At 65.7% G+C, this 16112-nt stretch carries 20 protein-coding genes and 1 riboswitch; of the genes, 7 read left to right on the plus strand and 13 right to left on the minus strand.

Translation table 11 applies throughout. The features are described from left to right. Nucleotides 1-20: 20 nt before the first annotated feature. From gcvH to J7359_RS12875, 11 genes are all read right to left on the minus strand, one after another. A complete protein-coding gene (gene gcvH / locus J7359_RS12825; RefSeq protein WP_209057255.1) occupies nt 21-377 on the minus strand; it encodes a glycine cleavage system protein GcvH in 357 nt (118 codons plus the stop codon). A 15-nt stretch (nt 378-392) separates the two neighbouring features. Continuing rightward, on the minus strand, nt 393-1517 hold the full coding sequence (gcvT, locus tag J7359_RS12830; protein ID WP_209057131.1) for a glycine cleavage system aminomethyltransferase GcvT: 1125 nt from the start codon (nt 1515-1517) through the stop codon (nt 393-395). Between the two features lie 151 nt (nt 1518-1668). Continuing rightward, nucleotides 1669-1759, minus strand: a riboswitch (glycine riboswitch). A 91-nt stretch (nt 1760-1850) separates the two neighbouring features. Continuing rightward, nucleotides 1851-2930: an ABC transporter ATP-binding protein gene (locus J7359_RS12835; protein ID WP_348524383.1), complete on the minus strand. Its 1080-nt coding sequence runs from the start codon at nt 2928-2930 to the stop codon at nt 1851-1853. A 36-nt stretch (nt 2931-2966) separates the two neighbouring features. Then, nucleotides 2967-3134, minus strand: a complete 168-nt coding sequence (locus J7359_RS12840; RefSeq protein WP_209057132.1) for a hypothetical protein — start codon at nt 3132-3134, stop codon at nt 2967-2969. Next, a complete protein-coding gene (locus tag J7359_RS12845; protein ID WP_209057133.1) occupies nt 3134-3913 on the minus strand; it encodes an SDR family oxidoreductase in 780 nt (259 codons plus the stop codon). Before J7359_RS12845 ends, J7359_RS12840 begins: the two co-directional genes overlap by 1 nt. Nucleotides 3914-4115: 202 nt before the next feature. Further along, on the minus strand, nt 4116-4799 hold the full coding sequence (gene rpe / locus J7359_RS12850; RefSeq protein WP_209057134.1) for a ribulose-phosphate 3-epimerase: 684 nt from the start codon (nt 4797-4799) through the stop codon (nt 4116-4118). Continuing rightward, nucleotides 4796-5761 (minus strand): CbbX protein, encoded by a 966-nt coding sequence (gene cbbX, locus J7359_RS12855; protein ID WP_209057135.1) that lies wholly within the window; start codon nt 5759-5761, stop codon nt 4796-4798. The genes rpe and cbbX overlap by 4 nt, the downstream gene beginning before the upstream one ends. Nucleotides 5762-5822: 61 nt before the next feature. Then, nucleotides 5823-6242, minus strand: coding sequence for a ribulose bisphosphate carboxylase small subunit (locus tag J7359_RS12860; protein ID WP_209057136.1), 420 nt, complete (start codon nt 6240-6242; stop codon nt 5823-5825). A gap of 11 nt (nt 6243-6253) precedes the next feature. Continuing rightward, nucleotides 6254-7720: a form I ribulose bisphosphate carboxylase large subunit gene (locus J7359_RS12865; RefSeq protein WP_209057137.1), complete on the minus strand. Its 1467-nt coding sequence runs from the start codon at nt 7718-7720 to the stop codon at nt 6254-6256. Nucleotides 7721-7840: 120 nt separating this feature from the next. After that, entirely contained in the window at nt 7841-8713 is an 873-nt protein-coding gene (locus tag J7359_RS12870) for a phosphoribulokinase (protein WP_209057139.1), read from the minus strand. A gap of 8 nt (nt 8714-8721) precedes the next feature. Then, nucleotides 8722-9717: a class 1 fructose-bisphosphatase gene (locus J7359_RS12875; protein ID WP_209057141.1), complete on the minus strand. Its 996-nt coding sequence runs from the start codon at nt 9715-9717 to the stop codon at nt 8722-8724. 102 nt (nt 9718-9819) lie between these two features. Between J7359_RS12875 and J7359_RS12880 the strand changes: the two genes are divergently transcribed. Further along, complete coding sequence (locus J7359_RS12880) at nt 9820-10740, plus strand: LysR family regulator CbbR (RefSeq protein WP_209057143.1); 921 nt, start codon at nt 9820-9822, stop codon at nt 10738-10740. Between the two features lie 109 nt (nt 10741-10849). Here J7359_RS12880 and J7359_RS12885 read toward each other — a convergent pair whose 3' ends face one another. Then, nucleotides 10850-11515 carry a flagellar hook capping FlgD N-terminal domain-containing protein gene (locus tag J7359_RS12885; protein WP_209057145.1) on the minus strand — a complete coding sequence of 222 codons (666 nt, stop codon included), beginning with the start codon at nt 11513-11515 and terminating at the stop codon, nt 10850-10852. An 11-nt stretch (nt 11516-11526) separates the two neighbouring features. Further along, nucleotides 11527-12702 carry a flagellar hook-length control protein FliK gene (locus J7359_RS12890; protein ID WP_209057147.1) on the minus strand — a complete coding sequence of 392 codons (1176 nt, stop codon included), beginning with the start codon at nt 12700-12702 and terminating at the stop codon, nt 11527-11529. A 102-nt stretch (nt 12703-12804) separates the two neighbouring features. On the opposite strand from J7359_RS12890, the gene J7359_RS12895 reads away from it, so the two are divergent. The 6 genes from J7359_RS12895 to J7359_RS12920 all read left to right on the plus strand — a co-directional run bounded on the left by J7359_RS12895 (nt 12805) and on the right by J7359_RS12920 (nt 16003). Next, a complete protein-coding gene (locus J7359_RS12895) occupies nt 12805-13050 on the plus strand; it encodes a rod-binding protein (protein WP_209057148.1) in 246 nt (81 codons plus the stop codon). Continuing rightward, nucleotides 13047-13364, plus strand: coding sequence for a hypothetical protein (locus J7359_RS12900; protein ID WP_209057149.1), 318 nt, complete (start codon nt 13047-13049; stop codon nt 13362-13364). Before J7359_RS12895 ends, J7359_RS12900 begins: the two co-directional genes overlap by 4 nt. A 176-nt stretch (nt 13365-13540) precedes the next feature. Continuing rightward, complete coding sequence (locus J7359_RS12905; protein WP_209057150.1) at nt 13541-14383, plus strand: flagellin; 843 nt, start codon at nt 13541-13543, stop codon at nt 14381-14383. A gap of 84 nt (nt 14384-14467) precedes the next feature. Beyond that, nucleotides 14468-14815, plus strand: a complete 348-nt coding sequence (gene flaF, locus J7359_RS12910) for a flagellar biosynthesis regulator FlaF (protein WP_209057151.1) — start codon at nt 14468-14470, stop codon at nt 14813-14815. Continuing rightward, nucleotides 14812-15216 (plus strand): flagellar biosynthesis repressor FlbT, encoded by a 405-nt coding sequence (flbT, locus tag J7359_RS12915; protein ID WP_209057152.1) that lies wholly within the window; start codon nt 14812-14814, stop codon nt 15214-15216. The genes flaF and flbT overlap by 4 nt, the downstream gene beginning before the upstream one ends. Nucleotides 15217-15223: 7 nt before the next feature. Beyond that, nucleotides 15224-16003, plus strand: a complete 780-nt coding sequence (locus J7359_RS12920; protein WP_209057153.1) for a DUF1217 domain-containing protein — start codon at nt 15224-15226, stop codon at nt 16001-16003. The last annotated feature ends 109 nt before the right edge of the window (nt 16004-16112 follow it).

Here is a 16112-nt window from a genome sequence, read left to right on the forward strand (position 1 = left end):
CCTAACCCCGCGTGCGCCTGTCACCCGATCAGTTCGTCATAGGCGGCCTCGTCCATGAAACCGTCGATCGCGCCCGCCTCGGCGGGCTTGATCCGAAAGAACCATGCCGTCAGCGGATCTTCGTTCACCGCGCCGGGATTGTCGGCCAGATCGGCATTGACCGCCACGATCACCCCCGCAACCGGGGCCGAGATGTCTGACGCCGCCTTGACCGATTCGATCACCACGATCTCGTCGCCGGCCTCGACCTCGCGTCCTTCCTCGGGCAGTTCGACGAACACCACGTCACCCAGCTGTTCGCTGGCATGTCTGGTGATGCCCACGACGATCTCGTCGCCATCGGCGCGCAGCCATTCGTGGTCTTCGGTATATTTCAGCATGGGTCAGGCTCCTCAGCGTTTGTAGGACGGCGTGATGAAGGGCAGGGGGGTGACGGTGACCGGCAGGCGCTTGCCGCGCAATTCGGCGTAAAGGGTCGCGCCGTCGGGAATATCGGTGGGAATGCGGGCCATGGCCACCGGGCCGCCGACGCTGGGGCCGAAGCCGCCCGAACTGACCCCGCCGATCGGTGTTCCGCCCTCGGCATCGGCGAAGATCGGCACCCCCTCGCGGATCGGTGCGCGGCCTTCGGGGCGCAGGCCACGGCGGGTTTGCGCCGCGCCGCGATCCATTTCCGCCAGCACGATTTCTGCGCCGGGGAATCCGCCGGCGCGATCGCCGCCATGGCGGCGCAGCTTCTGGATCGCCCAGCCAAGCCCGGCGGCGGCCGGGGTCACGCCCGCATCCATGTCATGGCCATAAAGCGGCATGCCGGCCTCAAGGCGCAGGCTGTCGCGCGCGCCCAGACCGATCGGCGCGACCGCATCCTCGGCCAGCAGCGCCTTGGCGAAGGCCACAAGCTGCGCGTCGGGGACCGAAATCTCGAACCCGTCCTCGCCGGTATAGCCCGACCGCGAGATCCAAAGCTCCGTGCCCTGCCAGTCCAGGATGCGGCTGTCCATGAAGCGCATCGTGGCGGTCTCGGGGACGATCCGCGCCAGAACCTGCACGGCGTCCGGTCCTTGCAGCGCCAGCAGACCGCGATCCGTCACCGGCGTCACGACGACCTCGTCCAGTGTCTTCAGATGCGCGATGTCCTGATCGGCGCAGGCGGCGTTGACGACCAGCAGGTAATGGTCGCCGCGATTTGCGAACATCAGGTCGTCCAGAATCCCGCCTTCGGGATTGGTGAACAGGCCATAGCGCTGCCGCCCCTGCGGCAGGCCCAGCACATCGGCCGGGATCAGGCGTTCCAGCGCCAGCGCCGCGGTTTCCAACCTGCCGTCGCGCGGCGTGACAAGAACCTGTCCCATATGGCCGACATCGAACAGCCCGGCATGGGCGCGGGTGTGCAGATGTTCGGCCATCACGCCGGTCGCATACTGGACCGGCATTTCCCAACCGGCAAAGGGCACCATGCGCGCCCCATAGGTCAGATGCAGATCGTAAAGCCCGGTCCGGCGCAATTCCTCGGCCATCTGGCCTCCCTGTGGTCTTGCCGGGGATCCGGCATCGGTTGGGCAGGCGTCTTCAGCCTGCGTGACGATGCCCCCTCTGTCCTTGCCCGATCCGGGCGCCTGAGATCGTTATCCCTTCGGCGGACCTGTTGACGGTCCCTCTCCAGAGTCTTGCCGGAAAACGGTCTTTTTGCCTGAGAGTTTACCGGGGCGGTTGCTCCGTCGGCACCGGCGCGGGGGCCAGCTTCTCCCGAATTCCTGCCTCACAGCTAGCCGCCGCGCGGCGGCAAGGCAAGACCTTTGTCGCAGTTCGCGCGGGGTCCCGCAAAGGCGAACGGGCAGGTCACGGGGGTGCTAGCCCCGTGGAAAGACAAACACGCGGTCGCGCCGCAGCATCAGCCACATCTTGGTGCCTTCCGGCGGCAGGAACACCCCCGGCAGGGTCGCGTTCAGGGCGATCGCGTCCTGTTCGGTCCTGAACTCGACCAGCGATTCGCGACCCAGATAGCGCGCCCGCACCACGCGGGCCAGGGCGGCGCTGCCGTCTTCGGGCGTGGCCGCGGGCCCCTTTCCGCCGCGGTCAAAGTCGATCTTCAGGTGCTGGGGACGGATCACGATGTCGATCGGGGTGCCGTCGGGCAGGCCGGGGGTCAGGAAATCCCCGAACGGCGTGGCGGTCAGCGACCCTCGAACCAGACCCGTCAGCACGTTGATATCGCTGAAGAAGGCCGCCACCTGCCGGTCCGCCGGGGCGTTGTACAGATTATAGGGCGCGCCCTGCTGAACGATCCGCCCGTCGCGCATCAGCAGGATCTGATCGGCCATCCGCATCGCCTCGTGGGGTTCGTGCGTGACCAGCAGCACGGCCGTCCCCTCTTCCTTCAGCAGGGCCAGCGTCTCGTCGCGGATGCCGTCGCGCAGCCGTTCGTCCAAGCCGCTGAACGGCTCGTCCATCAGCAGCACGCGCGGCCGTGGTGCCAGCGCGCGCGCCAGCGCCACCCGCTGCTGTTCGCCGCCCGACAACTCGTGCGGATAGCTGTCGATATGGCTGGTCATGCGCACCCGGTCCAGCAATTCGGCAACCCGGGCGCGATTGGCCGCGTGCCCGCCCTTCAGCCCGAAGGCGACATTCTCGCTGACCGGCAGATGCGGGAACAAGGCGAAATCCTGAAACATCAGCCCGATGGCGCGGCGTTCGGGCGGAAGCCGGAAGACGGTGTCGCAGACCAGCTTGCCATCGACAAAGATCCGCCCGCTGTCCTGCATGTCCACGCCGGCGATCATCCGCAGCGTCGTGGACTTGCCGCATCCGGACGGGCCAAGCAGGCACGCGACCTGCCCGGCCGGGACGCCGAAGGACACATCCGCGACCACGCGCTGACCGTCAAAGGCGCGGTTCAGGTTCTGGACCTCCAGTCGGGGCGGCGTCGTCACGGCTTGGCTGATTCTTTCGGTTGGGCTTTTGCTGGCCTAGCAGCGGCTGTCCGGGTCCGCAACTGCCTCGGCCAGCCGCCAGCCATGCAGAGGGCTCAGCGCCGGCATCCGCGACCGGCCATGGTCTGACAGGGACCAGCGTGGCACGGGAACGGCCGGATCGATCAGCACCTGCGGATGGCTGAGATATCGCAGGACCGCCATCAGATCGTGACGTTCAGCGCGCCCCCGTCCAGCAGGATGTTCTGGCCGATGATGAACTTGGCGTGTTCGCTGCACAGGAACGCGCAGGTCGCGCCGAAATCCTCGGGCTGGCCATAGGTGCCGGTGGGGATGCCGGCCTGACGCTGTGCGCGGGCCTCGTCCATGCTGATGCCCTGCTGCTGCGACACGCCCTTGTCCAGGCTGTCGGCGCGGTCGGTCGCGTGAATGCCCGGCAGGATGTTGTTCACGCAGACCCCGTGCCCCGCGACCTGCCGCGACATGCCCGCGACAAATCCGGTCAGCCCGGCGCGCGCCGTGTTGGACAGCCCCAGCACCGCAATGGGCGAGCGGACCGATTGCGAGGTGATGTTGACGACCCGGCCCCAGCCGCGATCCATCATGCCGGGCACCAGCGCCTGCATCAACGCGATGGCGGTCAGCATGTTGGCGTCGATGGCCTTGATGAAATCGTCGCGGTTCCAGTCGGTCCACGTCCCCGGCGGCGGGCCGCCGGCATTGTTCACCAGAATGTCGATCTGCCCGGCTGCGTCCAGCACGCGGGCGCGGCCATCCTCGGTCGTGATGTCGGCGGCGACGGGGGTGACGCTGACGCCATGCCTGTCCGCGATCTCGCCCGCGGTGCGGACAATCTCGTCCTCGGTGCGGCTGTTGATGACCAGATCGACCCCGGCTTCGGCCAGCGCCTCGGCGCAGCCCCGTCCCAATCCCTTCGAGGCGGCGCAGACCAGTGCGCGCTTGCCCTTGATACCCAGATCCATCGCGTCCTCCTGTGATCGGGGCGCAGGGAAGCGCGCGGGCAGCAGAATGTCAAATGGCGATCTTCAAGGACGCCGGTGCCGCCGGGTATGCGGGGCATCGCCCCGCGGCGGCCAAGGGGCTCGATGCCCCGCAGGCCGCCTGTCCCCAGTATCGTCCCGGGTATTCTTACCATGCCCGGCGTGAAGGCGGGGCATCCAGCGCCTACAGCGTTGCCGCCTCACGGATGGCCCGGATATTCTCGCCATAGACCTGCGGTTGATCGACCGAGCCGCCCCGGAAGACCGCCGATCCGGCGACCAGCACATCGGCGCCGGCCTTGGCGACCAGCGGCGCGGTCTTCGGATCGATGCCGCCATCGACCTGGATATGGATCGGGCGGTCGCCGATCATGCCGCGCAGCCGGGCGATCTTGTCAACCTGGCTGTGGATGAATTTCTGTCCGCCGAAGCCTGGATTGACGGTCATCACCAGCACCATGTCGCACAGGTCCAGCAGGTAATCGACCGCCTCCAGCGGCGTGCCGGGGTTCAGCGCGATGCCCGCCTTCTTGCCGGTCGCGCGGATCGCCTGCAGCGTGCGGTGCGGATGGGGACCGGCCTCGACATGGGCGGTGATCAGGTCGGCGCCCGCCTCGGCATAGGCCTCGATATAGGCATCGACCGGCGCGATCATCAAATGCACGTCCATGAAGGTCGTCACATGCGGCCGGAACGCCTTCACGGCGGGCGGGCCGAAGGTCAGGTTCGGCACGAAATGCCCGTCCATCACATCGACATGCACCCAGTCGGCACCCTCGGCTTCGATGGCGCGGATCTCGCGCCCGAAATCGGCGAAATCGGCGGACAGGATCGACGGCGCGATCCTGATCTTGCGGTCGAATGTCATGGCGGTGTTCCCTCGGCTTGCCTGGCTGCCTGCTGCCCGCTTGCGCGCGTCCCGTCAAGCCCGCCGCGAAACACCCGGCTGGCGCGCAGGTCGGGTTCGGTGATCGTGGACAGGGTATCCGCATCAAGCGGCCCCCGCGCCTCGTTGAACAGCCGGTTCGCCTGCCGCAGCCGCGCCCGGTCCAGCGCGTTGCGGACCGAACGGGCGTTGGCGAAATGCGACTGGCCGCGTCGCGCCGCGATGTATTCGGCCATCGTCCGCCGCGCGTCGTCATCAAGGCGATAGTTCTGCTGATCCAGCATCCTCTCGGCGATGTGCAGCAGTTCGTCGTCCTGGTAATCCGGAAACTCGATGTGATGCGCGATGCGCGACCGGAACCCCGGATTCGAGGCAAAGAACCTGTCCATCCGATCCGCATAGCCCGCCAGGATCACCACCAGGTCGTCGCGGTTGTTCTCCATCACCTGCAACAGGATCTCGATCGCCTCCTGCCCGTAGTCGCGTTCGTTCTCGGGCCGGTAGAGGTAATAGGCCTCGTCGATGAACAGGACGCCGCCCATCGCCTTCTTCAGCACCTCCTTGGTCTTGGGTGCGGTATGGCCGATATACTGGCCCACCAGGTCGTCGCGCGTCACCGTCACCAGATGGCCCTTGCGGACATAGCCAAGGCGGTGCAGCAGGTCGGCCATCTTCAGCGCCACCGTCGTCTTGCCGGTGCCGGGATTGCCGGTGAAGGACATGTGCAGCGTCGGCGTCTCGGTGGCCAATCCCATCTGTCGGCGGGCCTTGTCCACCAGCAGCAGCGCGGCCGTCTCGCGGATGCGCGCCTTGACCGGCTTCAATCCGATCAGGGTGCGGTCCAGTTCTTCCAGCACGTCGCGGACGCCGCTTTCCTCGAAGGCGGCGGCCAGATCGACGCGGGTCGGTGGGGCGGTTGCGGCGGGATCGGTGTCGTCGGTCATCATGGCCTCTTGCAATCGGAACCTGTTCCGGGCGGCGAAGGGGGCACCGCCCGGAACTCCGTCAGGCGTAGCGGGCGCCTTCGGGTTCGCGCACCGCATAGCTTTCGACGGTGTAGCGGATGATCCGGCCCTCGCCTTCCTGCCGCACGACGCGGAAGCCGGGCTCGGTCGCGGGACGGTTGACGATGAACCCCATCCTGACCGATTCCCATCCGGGCGAGGCGTCGAAGGCGATCACCCGGATATATTTCCCGCCATGTTCCTTGCGGCATTCGTTGACCTCATAGACCACGGCGGCGGCATCCGGGTTGTCGAACATCGGGTGGCCCCACATCTCCCAGTAGGTGTTCCGGGGATGCGGGTCGTCGGTGTATTCGACCGACACGGCCCAGCCCATGTCGATGGCGTATTGGGCCTGAACCCGGATGTCGTCGTCGGTCAGGTCGGGCAGAAAGCTGAATTGTCCCTGGCGCAGTTTCATGTCGTTTCTCCTTACGCGGACACTTCGGGGGTGGGGGCGAAATCGGGCGCATCGGTCGAGGCATAGTTGAAGCTGACGTCCTTCCAGACATCCAGCGCCTGCTTCAGCGGTGTGCAGCTGCGGGCCGCGTCGCGCAGGATATCCTCGCCCTCGTTCCAGATGTCGCGCCCGGCATTGCGGGCAAAGACCATCGCCTCCAGCGCGACGCGGTTCGCCTGCGCGCCCGCCTCGATCCCATGCGGATGGCCGATCGTGCCGCCGCCGAACTGCAACACCACATCCTCGCCCAGATAGGTCAGCAGCTGGTGCATCTGCCCGGCATGGATGCCGCCCGAGGCGACCGGCATCATCTTGTTGAGGCTGGCCCATTCCTGATCGAAGAAGATCCCGTTCTCCAGCGCCACGGGATTCCGTTCCTCGCGGAAGATGTCGTAATAGCCCTTGGTGGTCGCCGGATCGCCTTCCAGCTTGCCGACGACGGTGCCGGCATGCAGGTGATCGACCCCCGCCAGCCGCATCCATTTCGCGATCACGCGGAAACTGACGCCGTGGCTGCGCTGGCGGGTATAGGTGCTGTGCCCCGCGCGATGCAGGTGCAGGATCATGTCGTTGTCGCGCGCCCATTTGGCCATCGACTGGATCGCGGTATAGCCGATCACCAGGTCGATCATTACGATCACCGACCCCAGCGATTTCGCGAACTCGGCGCGGGCATACATCTCTTCCATGGTGCCGGCGGTGACGTTCAGATATGTGCCCTTGACCTCTCCGGTCGCAGCAGACGCGCGGTTCACCGCCTCCATGCAGTACAGGAACCGGTCGCGCCAATGCATGAAGGGCTGGCTGTTGATGTTCTCGTCATCCTTGGTGAAATCCAGACCGCCCTTCAGCGCCTCATAAACGACGCGGCCGTAATTGCGCCCCGACAGGCCCAGCTTGGGTTTCACCGTCGCCCCCAGCAGCGGGCGGCCATAGCAGTTCAGCCGTTCACGCTCGACCACGATGCCGGTCGCCGGGCCCTGAAAGGTCTTCACATATGCCACGGGCAGGCGCATGTCCTCCAGCCGCAGGGCCTTCAGCGGCTTGAAGCCGAAGACATTACCGATGATGGATGCCGTCAGGTTGGCGATGCTGCCGCCCTCGAACAGGTCCAGGTCATAGGCGATATAGGCAAAGAACTCGCCCTCGCTGCCCGGGACCGGATCGACGCGATAGGCCTTGGCGCGGTATTTCTCGCAGGCCGTCAGCCGGTCGGTCCAGACCACCGTCCAGGTCGCGGTGCTGCTTTCGCCGGCCACGGCCGCCGCCGCCTCGACCGCGTCCACCCCGTCCTGCGGCGTGATGCGGAACAGCGCGATCACGTCCGTGTCCTTGGGCTCGTAATCGGGTTCCCAATAGCCCATCTGGGCGTATTTCATCACGCCCGCCGAGTATCTTTTCTTGGCGTCGGTCACGGTCTGGTTCGACATCTCGTTCATCTCTCTCTCCCTTCAGGCGGCGCATGCGCCGGTTCTGGCCGGGTCACGTTGCCCCGCCTCATGCGATCTGGTGGTCCTTCCCGGTGGCGGTGATCCGGCAACCGGTCCGGGGCGGCGTCCTCAGGCCCGTTTCGAATCTCCGACCAGCCGCAGGATCATCGGGGTCAGGATCAGCTGCATCGCCAGGTCCAGCTTGGGGCCTGGTATGACGATCGAATTCGCACGGCTCATCCACGACCCCTGGATCATCGAGGTCAGGTAGGGGAAATCGATCCCCCGCGGGTTTCTGAAACGGATCACCACAAGGCTTTCGTCCGCCGTGGGAATCCAGCGCGCGATGAACGGGTTCGAGGTATCGACCACCGGCACGCGCTGGAAATTGATGTCGGTCTGCGTGAACTGCGGACAGATGCAGTGCACATAGGCGTGCATCCGGCGCAGGATCACATCGGTCACCGCCTCGGTCGTATAGCCGCGGCTGGCCTTGTCGCGGTGGATCTTCTGGATCCATTCAAGATTGACCACCGGCACCACGCCGATCTTCAGATCCGCCAGCGCGGCAAGGTTCACCCGGTCGTTGACGACCGCGCCGTGCAGCCCCTCGTAGAACAGCAGGTCGCTGCCATCCTCGAACGGGGCCCAGTCGGTGAACGTGCCGGGCGGCGCGCCGTATCTGGCGGCCTCGTCATCGTCATGGACATAGTGGCGCGTCTCGCCCCGGCCGGTCTGGCCATAGATGCGAAAGATGTCTTCCAGCTTTTCCAGCTCGTTCGCATCAAAGCTGAAATGGCTGAAGGTCGCATCCCCGTCGGCCAGCCTTTGCACCAGTTCGGCCTTCATCGCGGCCCGGTCAAAGCGGTGAAAGGCGTCGCCTTCGATGCTGACCGCGCTGATGCCCTCGCGGCGGAAAATCTGGTCGAAGGTCGATTTCACCGTGGTCGTGCCCGCGCCGGACGAGCCTGTGACAGATATGATCGGATGGGTTTTGCTCATGTCATTCCTCAGGCGCGGAACAGGCCGCGATTGCCGAACAGCGCCGACACCTCAGCCTCGGGCAGGTCGTGATAGGCGGCGACTCGGTTGACCTTGTCGGCGCTGCCGAACACGAACGGCGTGCGGCCGTGCAGCGCGGTGACGCGGGCATCCAGGATCGGCAGCGCGCCGTCCGTCGCCCGTCCGCCCGCCTGTTCGATCAGGAACGCGATGGGCGCGCATTCATACAGCATCCGCAGCCGTCCGCGTCCGTATCCCGGACGGTCATCGGCGGGATAAAGAAAGATCCCGCCGCGCATCAGGATGCGATGCGCCTCGGCCACCAGGCTGCCGATCCAGCGCATGTTGAAATTCTTGTCGCGGGGGCCGTCGGTTCCTGCCAGGCAATCATCGATATAGGCGCGGACGGGACGCGGCCAATGACGATAGTTCGAGGCGTTGATCGCGAACTCGAAAGAGGTATCGGGGAATGACAGCCGCGCATCGGTCAGGTCGAAACAGCCGGTGTCGGGGTTCAGTGCATAGATCTGGGTGCCGTCGCCGAAGCTGACGACCATGCTGCAACGGGGGCCGTAAATGACATAGCCGCCGCAGATCAGCTCGCGCGCCGGGCGCAGAAAGCTTGCATTTGCGTCCGTGCCGGCGGGATAGACCGCAAAGATCGTCCCGATCGAGACATTGGTGTCGATATTGCTGGACCCGTCCAGCGGGTCGATGGCCAGCGCCCAGTCGCCGCCGTCCTGCATCGCAACGGGGTCGCACAGCTCCTCGCTGGCATACCAGCGCAGCCCCGCATGCCGCAGCGCGTCGCGAAACAGCGCGTCGGCATCCAGATCCAGCCGTTTCTGTCCGTCGCCGTTGCTGTTGACGCCCATCTCGGCGGCCATGCGACGATCGCCGCGCCGAATGACCCCTGCCATTTCCGCCGCGCCGCGCGCCATCGCCAGCATCAGGGGCCGCAGCGGTGCGGGAACATGCGTGGTGTCGATGCTGGGCGCACTCATCGGCCCCTCCTCAGGCGTCAGTTCTGTATGACATGCAGCTTGACAGGATCGCGGCTTCGGGAAAATTTAATAAGATGGAAGCCAAATTAGAGAAATTCTAAGATGCGTCTCGATGCCCTGACACTTCGGCAACTGCGCGCGCTGCGCGCCGTGGCTGAAACCGGCAGCCTGACCGCCGCGGCCGCGGCGCTTGGACTGACGCCGCCGGCCGTCCACAGCCAGCTGCGCGGGCTGGAGGGGCTGGCGGGGTGCACGCTCATGGCGCGTGCCGAACATGGTGCGTTCCGTCCCACGGCCGAGGGACGCGCCCTGCTGCAGGCCGAGGCGCAGGTCGGCGTTGCCCTGGGGCGCGCGGGCCGCGAAATCGGCGCGCTGCGGCAGGGTCTCAGCGGCAATGTGGTTCTGGGGGTGGTCTCGACCGGCAAGTATTTCGCGCCGGCGCTTGTTGCGCGGCTGCTGCGGCTGCTGCCGATGATCGAGGTGACATTGCGGATCGGCAACCGCGACGCGATCCTTGCCGCGCTGGCGGGAAACGAACTGGATCTGGCGATCATGGGCCGCCCGCCGCGAGAGCCTGCCGTGCTGGCCGACCCGATCGGCCCTCATCCCCACATCATCATCGCCGCCCCCGATCATCCCCTGGCCGCGCAGGATCCGGTCACCTCGGGCGATCTTCTGGGCCAGACCTTCCTGTCCCGCGAATCGGGATCGGGCACGCGCATCCTGATGACCCGTTTTCTGGACCGCATCGGCGAGGGCACGCCCTGGCGCGCGGTCGAAATGGGCACGAACGAGACGATCAAGCAGGCGGTGATGGCGGGGCTGGGGATCGCGCTGATCTCGCAGCATACCGTGACCGAGGAATTGCGGTCGGGGCGACTGGTGGCGCTGTCGGCGATCGGTCTGCCGATCCAGCGCAGCTGGTATCTGCTGCGGCAGGCGGATCGCGACATGACACCGGCCACCGCGCGCGTCCATGCCGAGATCGAGGCGCTGCGCGGCAGTTTCCTGCCCACGATCTGAAGACGAACCACGCGATGCGACCCGCCACCCGACCCGACGCGGCGTCGGACCGACCCGAAACGCAGGCCGGTCACAGCGACCCGCCTACGCGGCCTTTCAATAGGGGCCGTCAGGCCGGATCGCGCAACGCCGCGATGTCGGATGCGGGTGCCGAACTGCCGCCCTCGAAGATCAACTGCACGCCGTCGGAGCCGGTCTCGGCCTCGACGATGCGCGCATAGGCGCCGACCGCATCCTCGGAGATCACCTCGCCGTTGCGGCTGCTTTCGATGACGAAGGAATAGCGCCCGTCGGGCAGCTTGTCGCCGGCGGCGTCCCGACCGTACCAGTCGATCTGGCCGGCGCCGGGGCCGATTTCCTCGCGCGACACCTGCTGGCCGGTGGCTGTCAGTGTGACCAGCGTCACGGCGTCGGCCGCCGTATCAGGCCGGACATCCAGCGTCACCGCCTTGTCGCCGAACCAGACCGGCTGCGTGGTCCGGGCCTCTTTGCCGATCCAGTCCGCGACCTGACCCAGCCCGCCGCCACCCAGCTGCGCGATCATCTGGTTCAGCAGCTTGTTGGTCTGCGCCTGCTGTTCGACCCCCGAGAATGTCGCAAGCTGCACCGCGAATTCGGTCCCCTCCATGGGGTTCAGCGGATCCTGGTTCTGCAACTGCGCGGTCAGCATCTTCAGGAAGGTATCGAAATCCGCATTGCTGGTGGCGGTCGCGGCGGTGGTGGTGGTGGCGGTCGCGGCAACGGCCGCGGTGGAACTTCCAAGTGCGGAAATCATCCCTTTTCCTCTCACAATCTGATATCGATCCGGCGGTCGCCCGCCATCGTGGCTGACCCAAGCCGGACGGCATGGGCGATGATCTGACCGCTCATTTCGGCCGCCGGGACGGCGTCGGGAAGATCCGTGGCGCTGCGGTCCGGATGATCCTTCCGGCCGCGCCCTTCCTCGCGGAATTCCAGCGCCGCGCCGTTCAGACCGGCCTCGTCGAAATGGCTCTGCAGCATGGCCGCGTTGCGGCGAATCAGGTCCATGACCTCGGGCCTCTCGACCCAGACGGTGACATGCGGCGCGCGCTCGGACCCGGTCACGACCAACCGCACCCGCCCCAGTTCTTCGGGGGACAGGGCGATCTCGATCCGGTCGTCGCGCGTGGTCACGACGGCGTCGGCGATCTGCCGGATCACCGCCTGCGGATGCAGATGCGCTGGACGCCAGTCGGGCTGCGCGGCGATGCCGCGGGGCATGTCGGAGAGACCGGCCGGTGTCGCAGGTGTCGCTTGCGGTTCGACCTGCGGCATGTCTGGAAACGGGGGCGCGGCCGGCGCCGCCCGCATGGCGGTGGTGCCCGGCTGATCGCCGCGCTCTGGTCGCGGAATGGGCGCGTCACGGGTGCCGGTCGCCAATGGCGTGCGATTCGTCTCGCCGTCTGCCTGCGGATCTGCTGTCTGGCTGGCCTCGACCTGGGCCTGAGCCTGGACCTGGGCCAGCGGCGCGGCCTCGGGCTTTGCCTGCTGCCCGGCACCGGCGGACGCAAGCGCCAGCGTCGACGATGCGTCCGACAGGCCCATCGTCTGTCCCGGCATCTGCGCCGCCTCGTCTGACTGGGGCATCGGCTGCAGATCAATTGCTGCACCACCGCCAACCTGCGCGCTGATGCCCGACCAGCTTTCCAGCATCATCGCCACGGCGTCGGGCGATGCCGGGGGGGCGCTTGTCGGTACCTCCTCGGTCGCCGGATCCCCTCCGGCTTCCGGCTCGGTCGCGATATCGGGGGTTTCGCGCCGATCCCAGGCTTCTTCTGCCTTGTCGGCTGCGGGCGCGTCGGACGGCGACACCTCATTCAATATCGCGTCGAACCGGTCCGCGCCCTCGTGATCGGCGGCAGCCGCGGCGCCTTGTGGCGACGCCGACCGGCCTTCGCCTGCCGCGACCGCGCCGAATGTCATGAATGCCGAACTGTCCATATCCGCGCCCTTCGATTTCACGCATATGTAACGGCTAATCATTACCTATTATTTACCGATAGGCCCTAAATTCCGAAATTCTGAACAATTCGGAGAGTCAGGATGCAAATTCAGCATGTTTCCCTTGCGGCGCCCGCAACATCGGCGCCGACGCCAGCCGACCGGTTGGAACAGGTATTTCTGGAAGAGATGTTGAAATATTGTGGCCCGCGCGCAGCCGAGGGGGCGTTCGCGGGCGGCGCGACGGAACAGCAATTCGAAAGTTTCCTCACCCGCGAATACGCCGCGATCCTGGCGGAAAAGCTGGACCTGGGGTTCGGCGACATGATCGCGGGGGACGCGCAATGAAGACCTCGATCGCCCGAAATCTGGCATCTGTGAAGTCCGCGATCATCGCGGGCGATCCCATCACGGCGCTGATGACATTGGAAAAACTTGCAGCGACCTTGGAACGCGAGGGCTTGCCGCCTGCGGACCGGACCGCCCTGACGGACGCGATGTCCGAACTGATGGTCCTGGCCGAGGCGTCGCTGCGCGGGGCGCGGCAGGTCTCCGAGGAGGTGCAGGCCATCATCCAGGCGGCGCGCAGCCTGCAGACATATGACAGCGATGGATGTCGCCGCACGGCACTGGTCACGGCGCCGGCGCCACGCCGATTTTGACTAAAATGCGCGACGTTGCGGATTTGAGAGGAGGGCCGGAATTCACTATTTGTAAATGGCCAGCCGATTAGAACGGTGGACGTGCGAAGAAACGCACGGGGCATTTCAGCCCGCCAGGTCAGAAGGCCGGATCTCTCAATCGCGGGTGCAAAGCGCCCCATTTCACGGAGGACAACATGTCCAGCATTCTGACCAATAACGGCGCCATCGTCGCCCTGCAGACCCTGAAGTCGATCAACGCGGGTCTCGACAAGGCCCAATCCGAGATTTCGACCGGCAAGTCCATCGCCAATGCGCAGGACAATGCCGCGATCTGGGCGATCTCGAAGGTCATGGAAACCGACCAGGCGGCGTTCAAGACGATCCAGAGCGGCCTGAACGTGGCCGAGGCGACCGTCGCAACCGCCCGTGCGGGTGCCGAACAGGTGACCGACCTTCTGAACGAGATGAAGAATCTCGCGCTGAATGCCGGGACCGACGGCTTCGACTACGACAAGGTTCAGACCGACATCACCGCCAAAATGGCGCAGATCACCTCGATCGTTTCGGGCACGCAGATGAACGGCGTGAACCTGCTCAGCACGAACGGCATCGATGGCGGCGCGACCTTCACGGTCCTGGCGTCACTGGATCGTTCGGTCGCCACGGCCGCGACCACGTCGAACACCATCGTCGTGGACTCGGCTGATTTCGAGGCCAGCATCGTCGGTGGCACGCTGACCGCGATCACCGATCGCGCGACTGCGGACACCGCGGTTCACGATCTCGAGGTCCTGATCGAGGCCGCCGTGAACGGCGCCGCCGATCTGGGTTCGGCCGGCAAGCGCATCGCCGACCAGTCGGATTTCGTGGGCAAGCTGGCCGATTCGCTGAAAGCGGGCATCGGGTCGCTTGTGGACGCCGACATGGAAGAGGCGTCGGCCCGTCTGCAGGCGCTGCAGACCCAGCAGCAGCTGGGCATCCAGTCGCTGTCGATCGCCAACCAGGCGCCGTCGTCGATCCTGGCGCTGTTCCGCTGATGACATTGCGGGGCGCCTTCGGGCGCCCCGTTCCAGCTACACCACACCACATCGGGAATCACGACATTGAACGCGGTAACACCCTTGTCTGAGACCGGCTATGGCGCCAACGCCGTCCGGACGGCGCGCGACGCCGAATACGATATCCTCTCGCGTGTCACCCGGCTGCTGAAGCAGTCCGACCGCACAGGTCGCAGTGCCGACACGGTCATGGCGGTGCACAAGAACAACCAGCTCTGGACGATCTTCGCGTCGGATCTTGCAGATCCACAGAACGGGCTGGCGGATGAGATCAAGGCAGGTCTGCTGTCCCTGGCCGGTTTCTCGCTGCGCCATGGCCACGCGGTGCTGTCGGGCTCCGCCACGACCGATGCGCTGATCGACATCAACATGTCCATCATGAAAGGATTGCGCGGCGAGGCTGACATATGAGCGGCCTGGTCCTCAAGCTTGCCCCGAACGAGCGGGTGCTGATCAACGGTGCCGTGATCGAGAATGGCGACCGCAGGTCGAAGATCGCGATCAAGACCCCGAACGCGAACGTGCTGCGCCTGAAGGACGCGATCCATCCGGATCGGGCATGCACGCCAGTGGCGCGGGCCTGCTATATCGCGCAGCTGATCCTGTCGGGGGATGCCGACCTGTCGCAGGGGCGCAAGCAGCTTCTGCTTGCGATGGAACAGTTGAGCCAGGTTTTCGACGATCGCGACAGTCGCAGGGTCCTTGCGGACGCGACGGACCACGCGGTCGATGGCAATGCCTATCAGGCCCTGCGAAGCCTGCGGCAGCTTCTTCCTAGAGAGGCGCGGCTGTTCGCTGCCCGGCAACAATGAGATTGGCATGACGGCTGCGATCACCTTCGGCGCGGGCGGCCTGCTGGGATGGCGGGTTCTGAAGCAAAGCGAGGATCGGCAGATGGAAATTCTGTCGAAGGATCCGGTCCTGCAGCGCAACACCGCATATTTCAGGCAGAATATAGACACTACCTTGACCGCCGAAGATCTGGTCAAGGACTATCGCTTGCTGAACGTGGCGCTGGGCGCCTTTGGTCTGGAAGCCGATATCTCGAACAAGGCCTTTATCAGGCAGGTCCTGGACTCGGATGTCAGCGACCGCACGTCACTGGTCAACCGGCTCAGCGACAAGCGGTATCTGCGACTGGCAGAGGCACTCGGCTTTGGCGCGGGCGCACCTGCCGCGGACGAACTGGGCGCGAAGGTATCTGCCGCATATCTGCAGCGAGAGTTCGAACGGCGGGTCGGCGAAGGCGACGAAAACCTGCGCCTTGCCCTGAATGCACGCCGCGAACTGCAGGGATTTGCCGGTCGCGATTCGAAGGATTCGACCCTGTGGTTCGAGGTGATGGGAAACCCGCCGCTGCGCGAGGTGTTCGAAGGCGCATTCGGTTTCGGCAACGCCTATGGCAAGCTGTCCATCGATCGCCAGCTGGAGGAATTCACGAAGGCCTCTGAACGCTATCTGGGCAGCGCGTCCTTCGCGGATATCGCCACCGATCAGGGCATCGACAAACTGGTGCGCAACTTCCTTGCGCGCTCGCAACTGGAACAGGCTCAGGTCCAGAACCGCTACAGCGCCGCACTGACCCTGCTGTCCTCGTAGGACAACGATCTTTTCGGGTCATCCACACGCCATCGACCGGATCGGGCGTCGCACATGGCGGGTGGCCAGACCCCACCCCGTGTCGCGACCTGGTGTTCGCAGACAGGGC

Origin of the sequence: Paracoccus sp. R12_2 (assembly GCF_017744015.1) — a bacterium.
GTDB lineage: Bacteria > Pseudomonadota > Alphaproteobacteria > Rhodobacterales > Rhodobacteraceae > Paracoccus.

Coding starts and splice junctions, on each gene's coding strand:
- gcvT (WP_209057131.1), bottom strand. CDS start 1,517: ATGGCCGAGGAATTGCGCCGGACCGGGCTTTACGATCTGCATCTGACC.
- J7359_RS12840 (WP_209057132.1), bottom strand. CDS start 3,134: ATGGCGGTCCTGCGATATCTCAGCCATCCGCAGGTGCTGATCGATCCG.
- J7359_RS12845 (WP_209057133.1), bottom strand. CDS start 3,913: ATGGATCTGGGTATCAAGGGCAAGCGCGCACTGGTCTGCGCCGCCTCG.
- rpe (WP_209057134.1), bottom strand. CDS start 4,799: ATGACATTCGACCGCAAGATCAGGATCGCGCCGTCGATCCTGTCCGCC.
- cbbX (WP_209057135.1), bottom strand. CDS start 5,761: ATGACCGACGACACCGATCCCGCCGCAACCGCCCCACCGACCCGCGTC.
- J7359_RS12860 (WP_209057136.1), bottom strand. CDS start 6,242: ATGAAACTGCGCCAGGGACAATTCAGCTTTCTGCCCGACCTGACCGAC.
- J7359_RS12865 (WP_209057137.1), bottom strand. CDS start 7,720: ATGAACGAGATGTCGAACCAGACCGTGACCGACGCCAAGAAAAGATAC.
- J7359_RS12870 (WP_209057139.1), bottom strand. CDS start 8,713: ATGAGCAAAACCCATCCGATCATATCTGTCACAGGCTCGTCCGGCGCG.
- J7359_RS12875 (WP_209057141.1), bottom strand. CDS start 9,717: ATGAGTGCGCCCAGCATCGACACCACGCATGTTCCCGCACCGCTGCGG.
- J7359_RS12880 (WP_209057143.1), top strand. CDS start 9,820: ATGCGTCTCGATGCCCTGACACTTCGGCAACTGCGCGCGCTGCGCGCC.
- J7359_RS12885 (WP_209057145.1), bottom strand. CDS start 11,515: ATGATTTCCGCACTTGGAAGTTCCACCGCGGCCGTTGCCGCGACCGCC.
- J7359_RS12890 (WP_209057147.1), bottom strand. CDS start 12,702: ATGGACAGTTCGGCATTCATGACATTCGGCGCGGTCGCGGCAGGCGAA.
- J7359_RS12895 (WP_209057148.1), top strand. CDS start 12,805: ATGCAAATTCAGCATGTTTCCCTTGCGGCGCCCGCAACATCGGCGCCG.
- J7359_RS12900 (WP_209057149.1), top strand. CDS start 13,047: ATGAAGACCTCGATCGCCCGAAATCTGGCATCTGTGAAGTCCGCGATC.
- J7359_RS12905 (WP_209057150.1), top strand. CDS start 13,541: ATGTCCAGCATTCTGACCAATAACGGCGCCATCGTCGCCCTGCAGACC.
- flbT (WP_209057152.1), top strand. CDS start 14,812: ATGAGCGGCCTGGTCCTCAAGCTTGCCCCGAACGAGCGGGTGCTGATC.
- J7359_RS12920 (WP_209057153.1), top strand. CDS start 15,224: ATGACGGCTGCGATCACCTTCGGCGCGGGCGGCCTGCTGGGATGGCGG.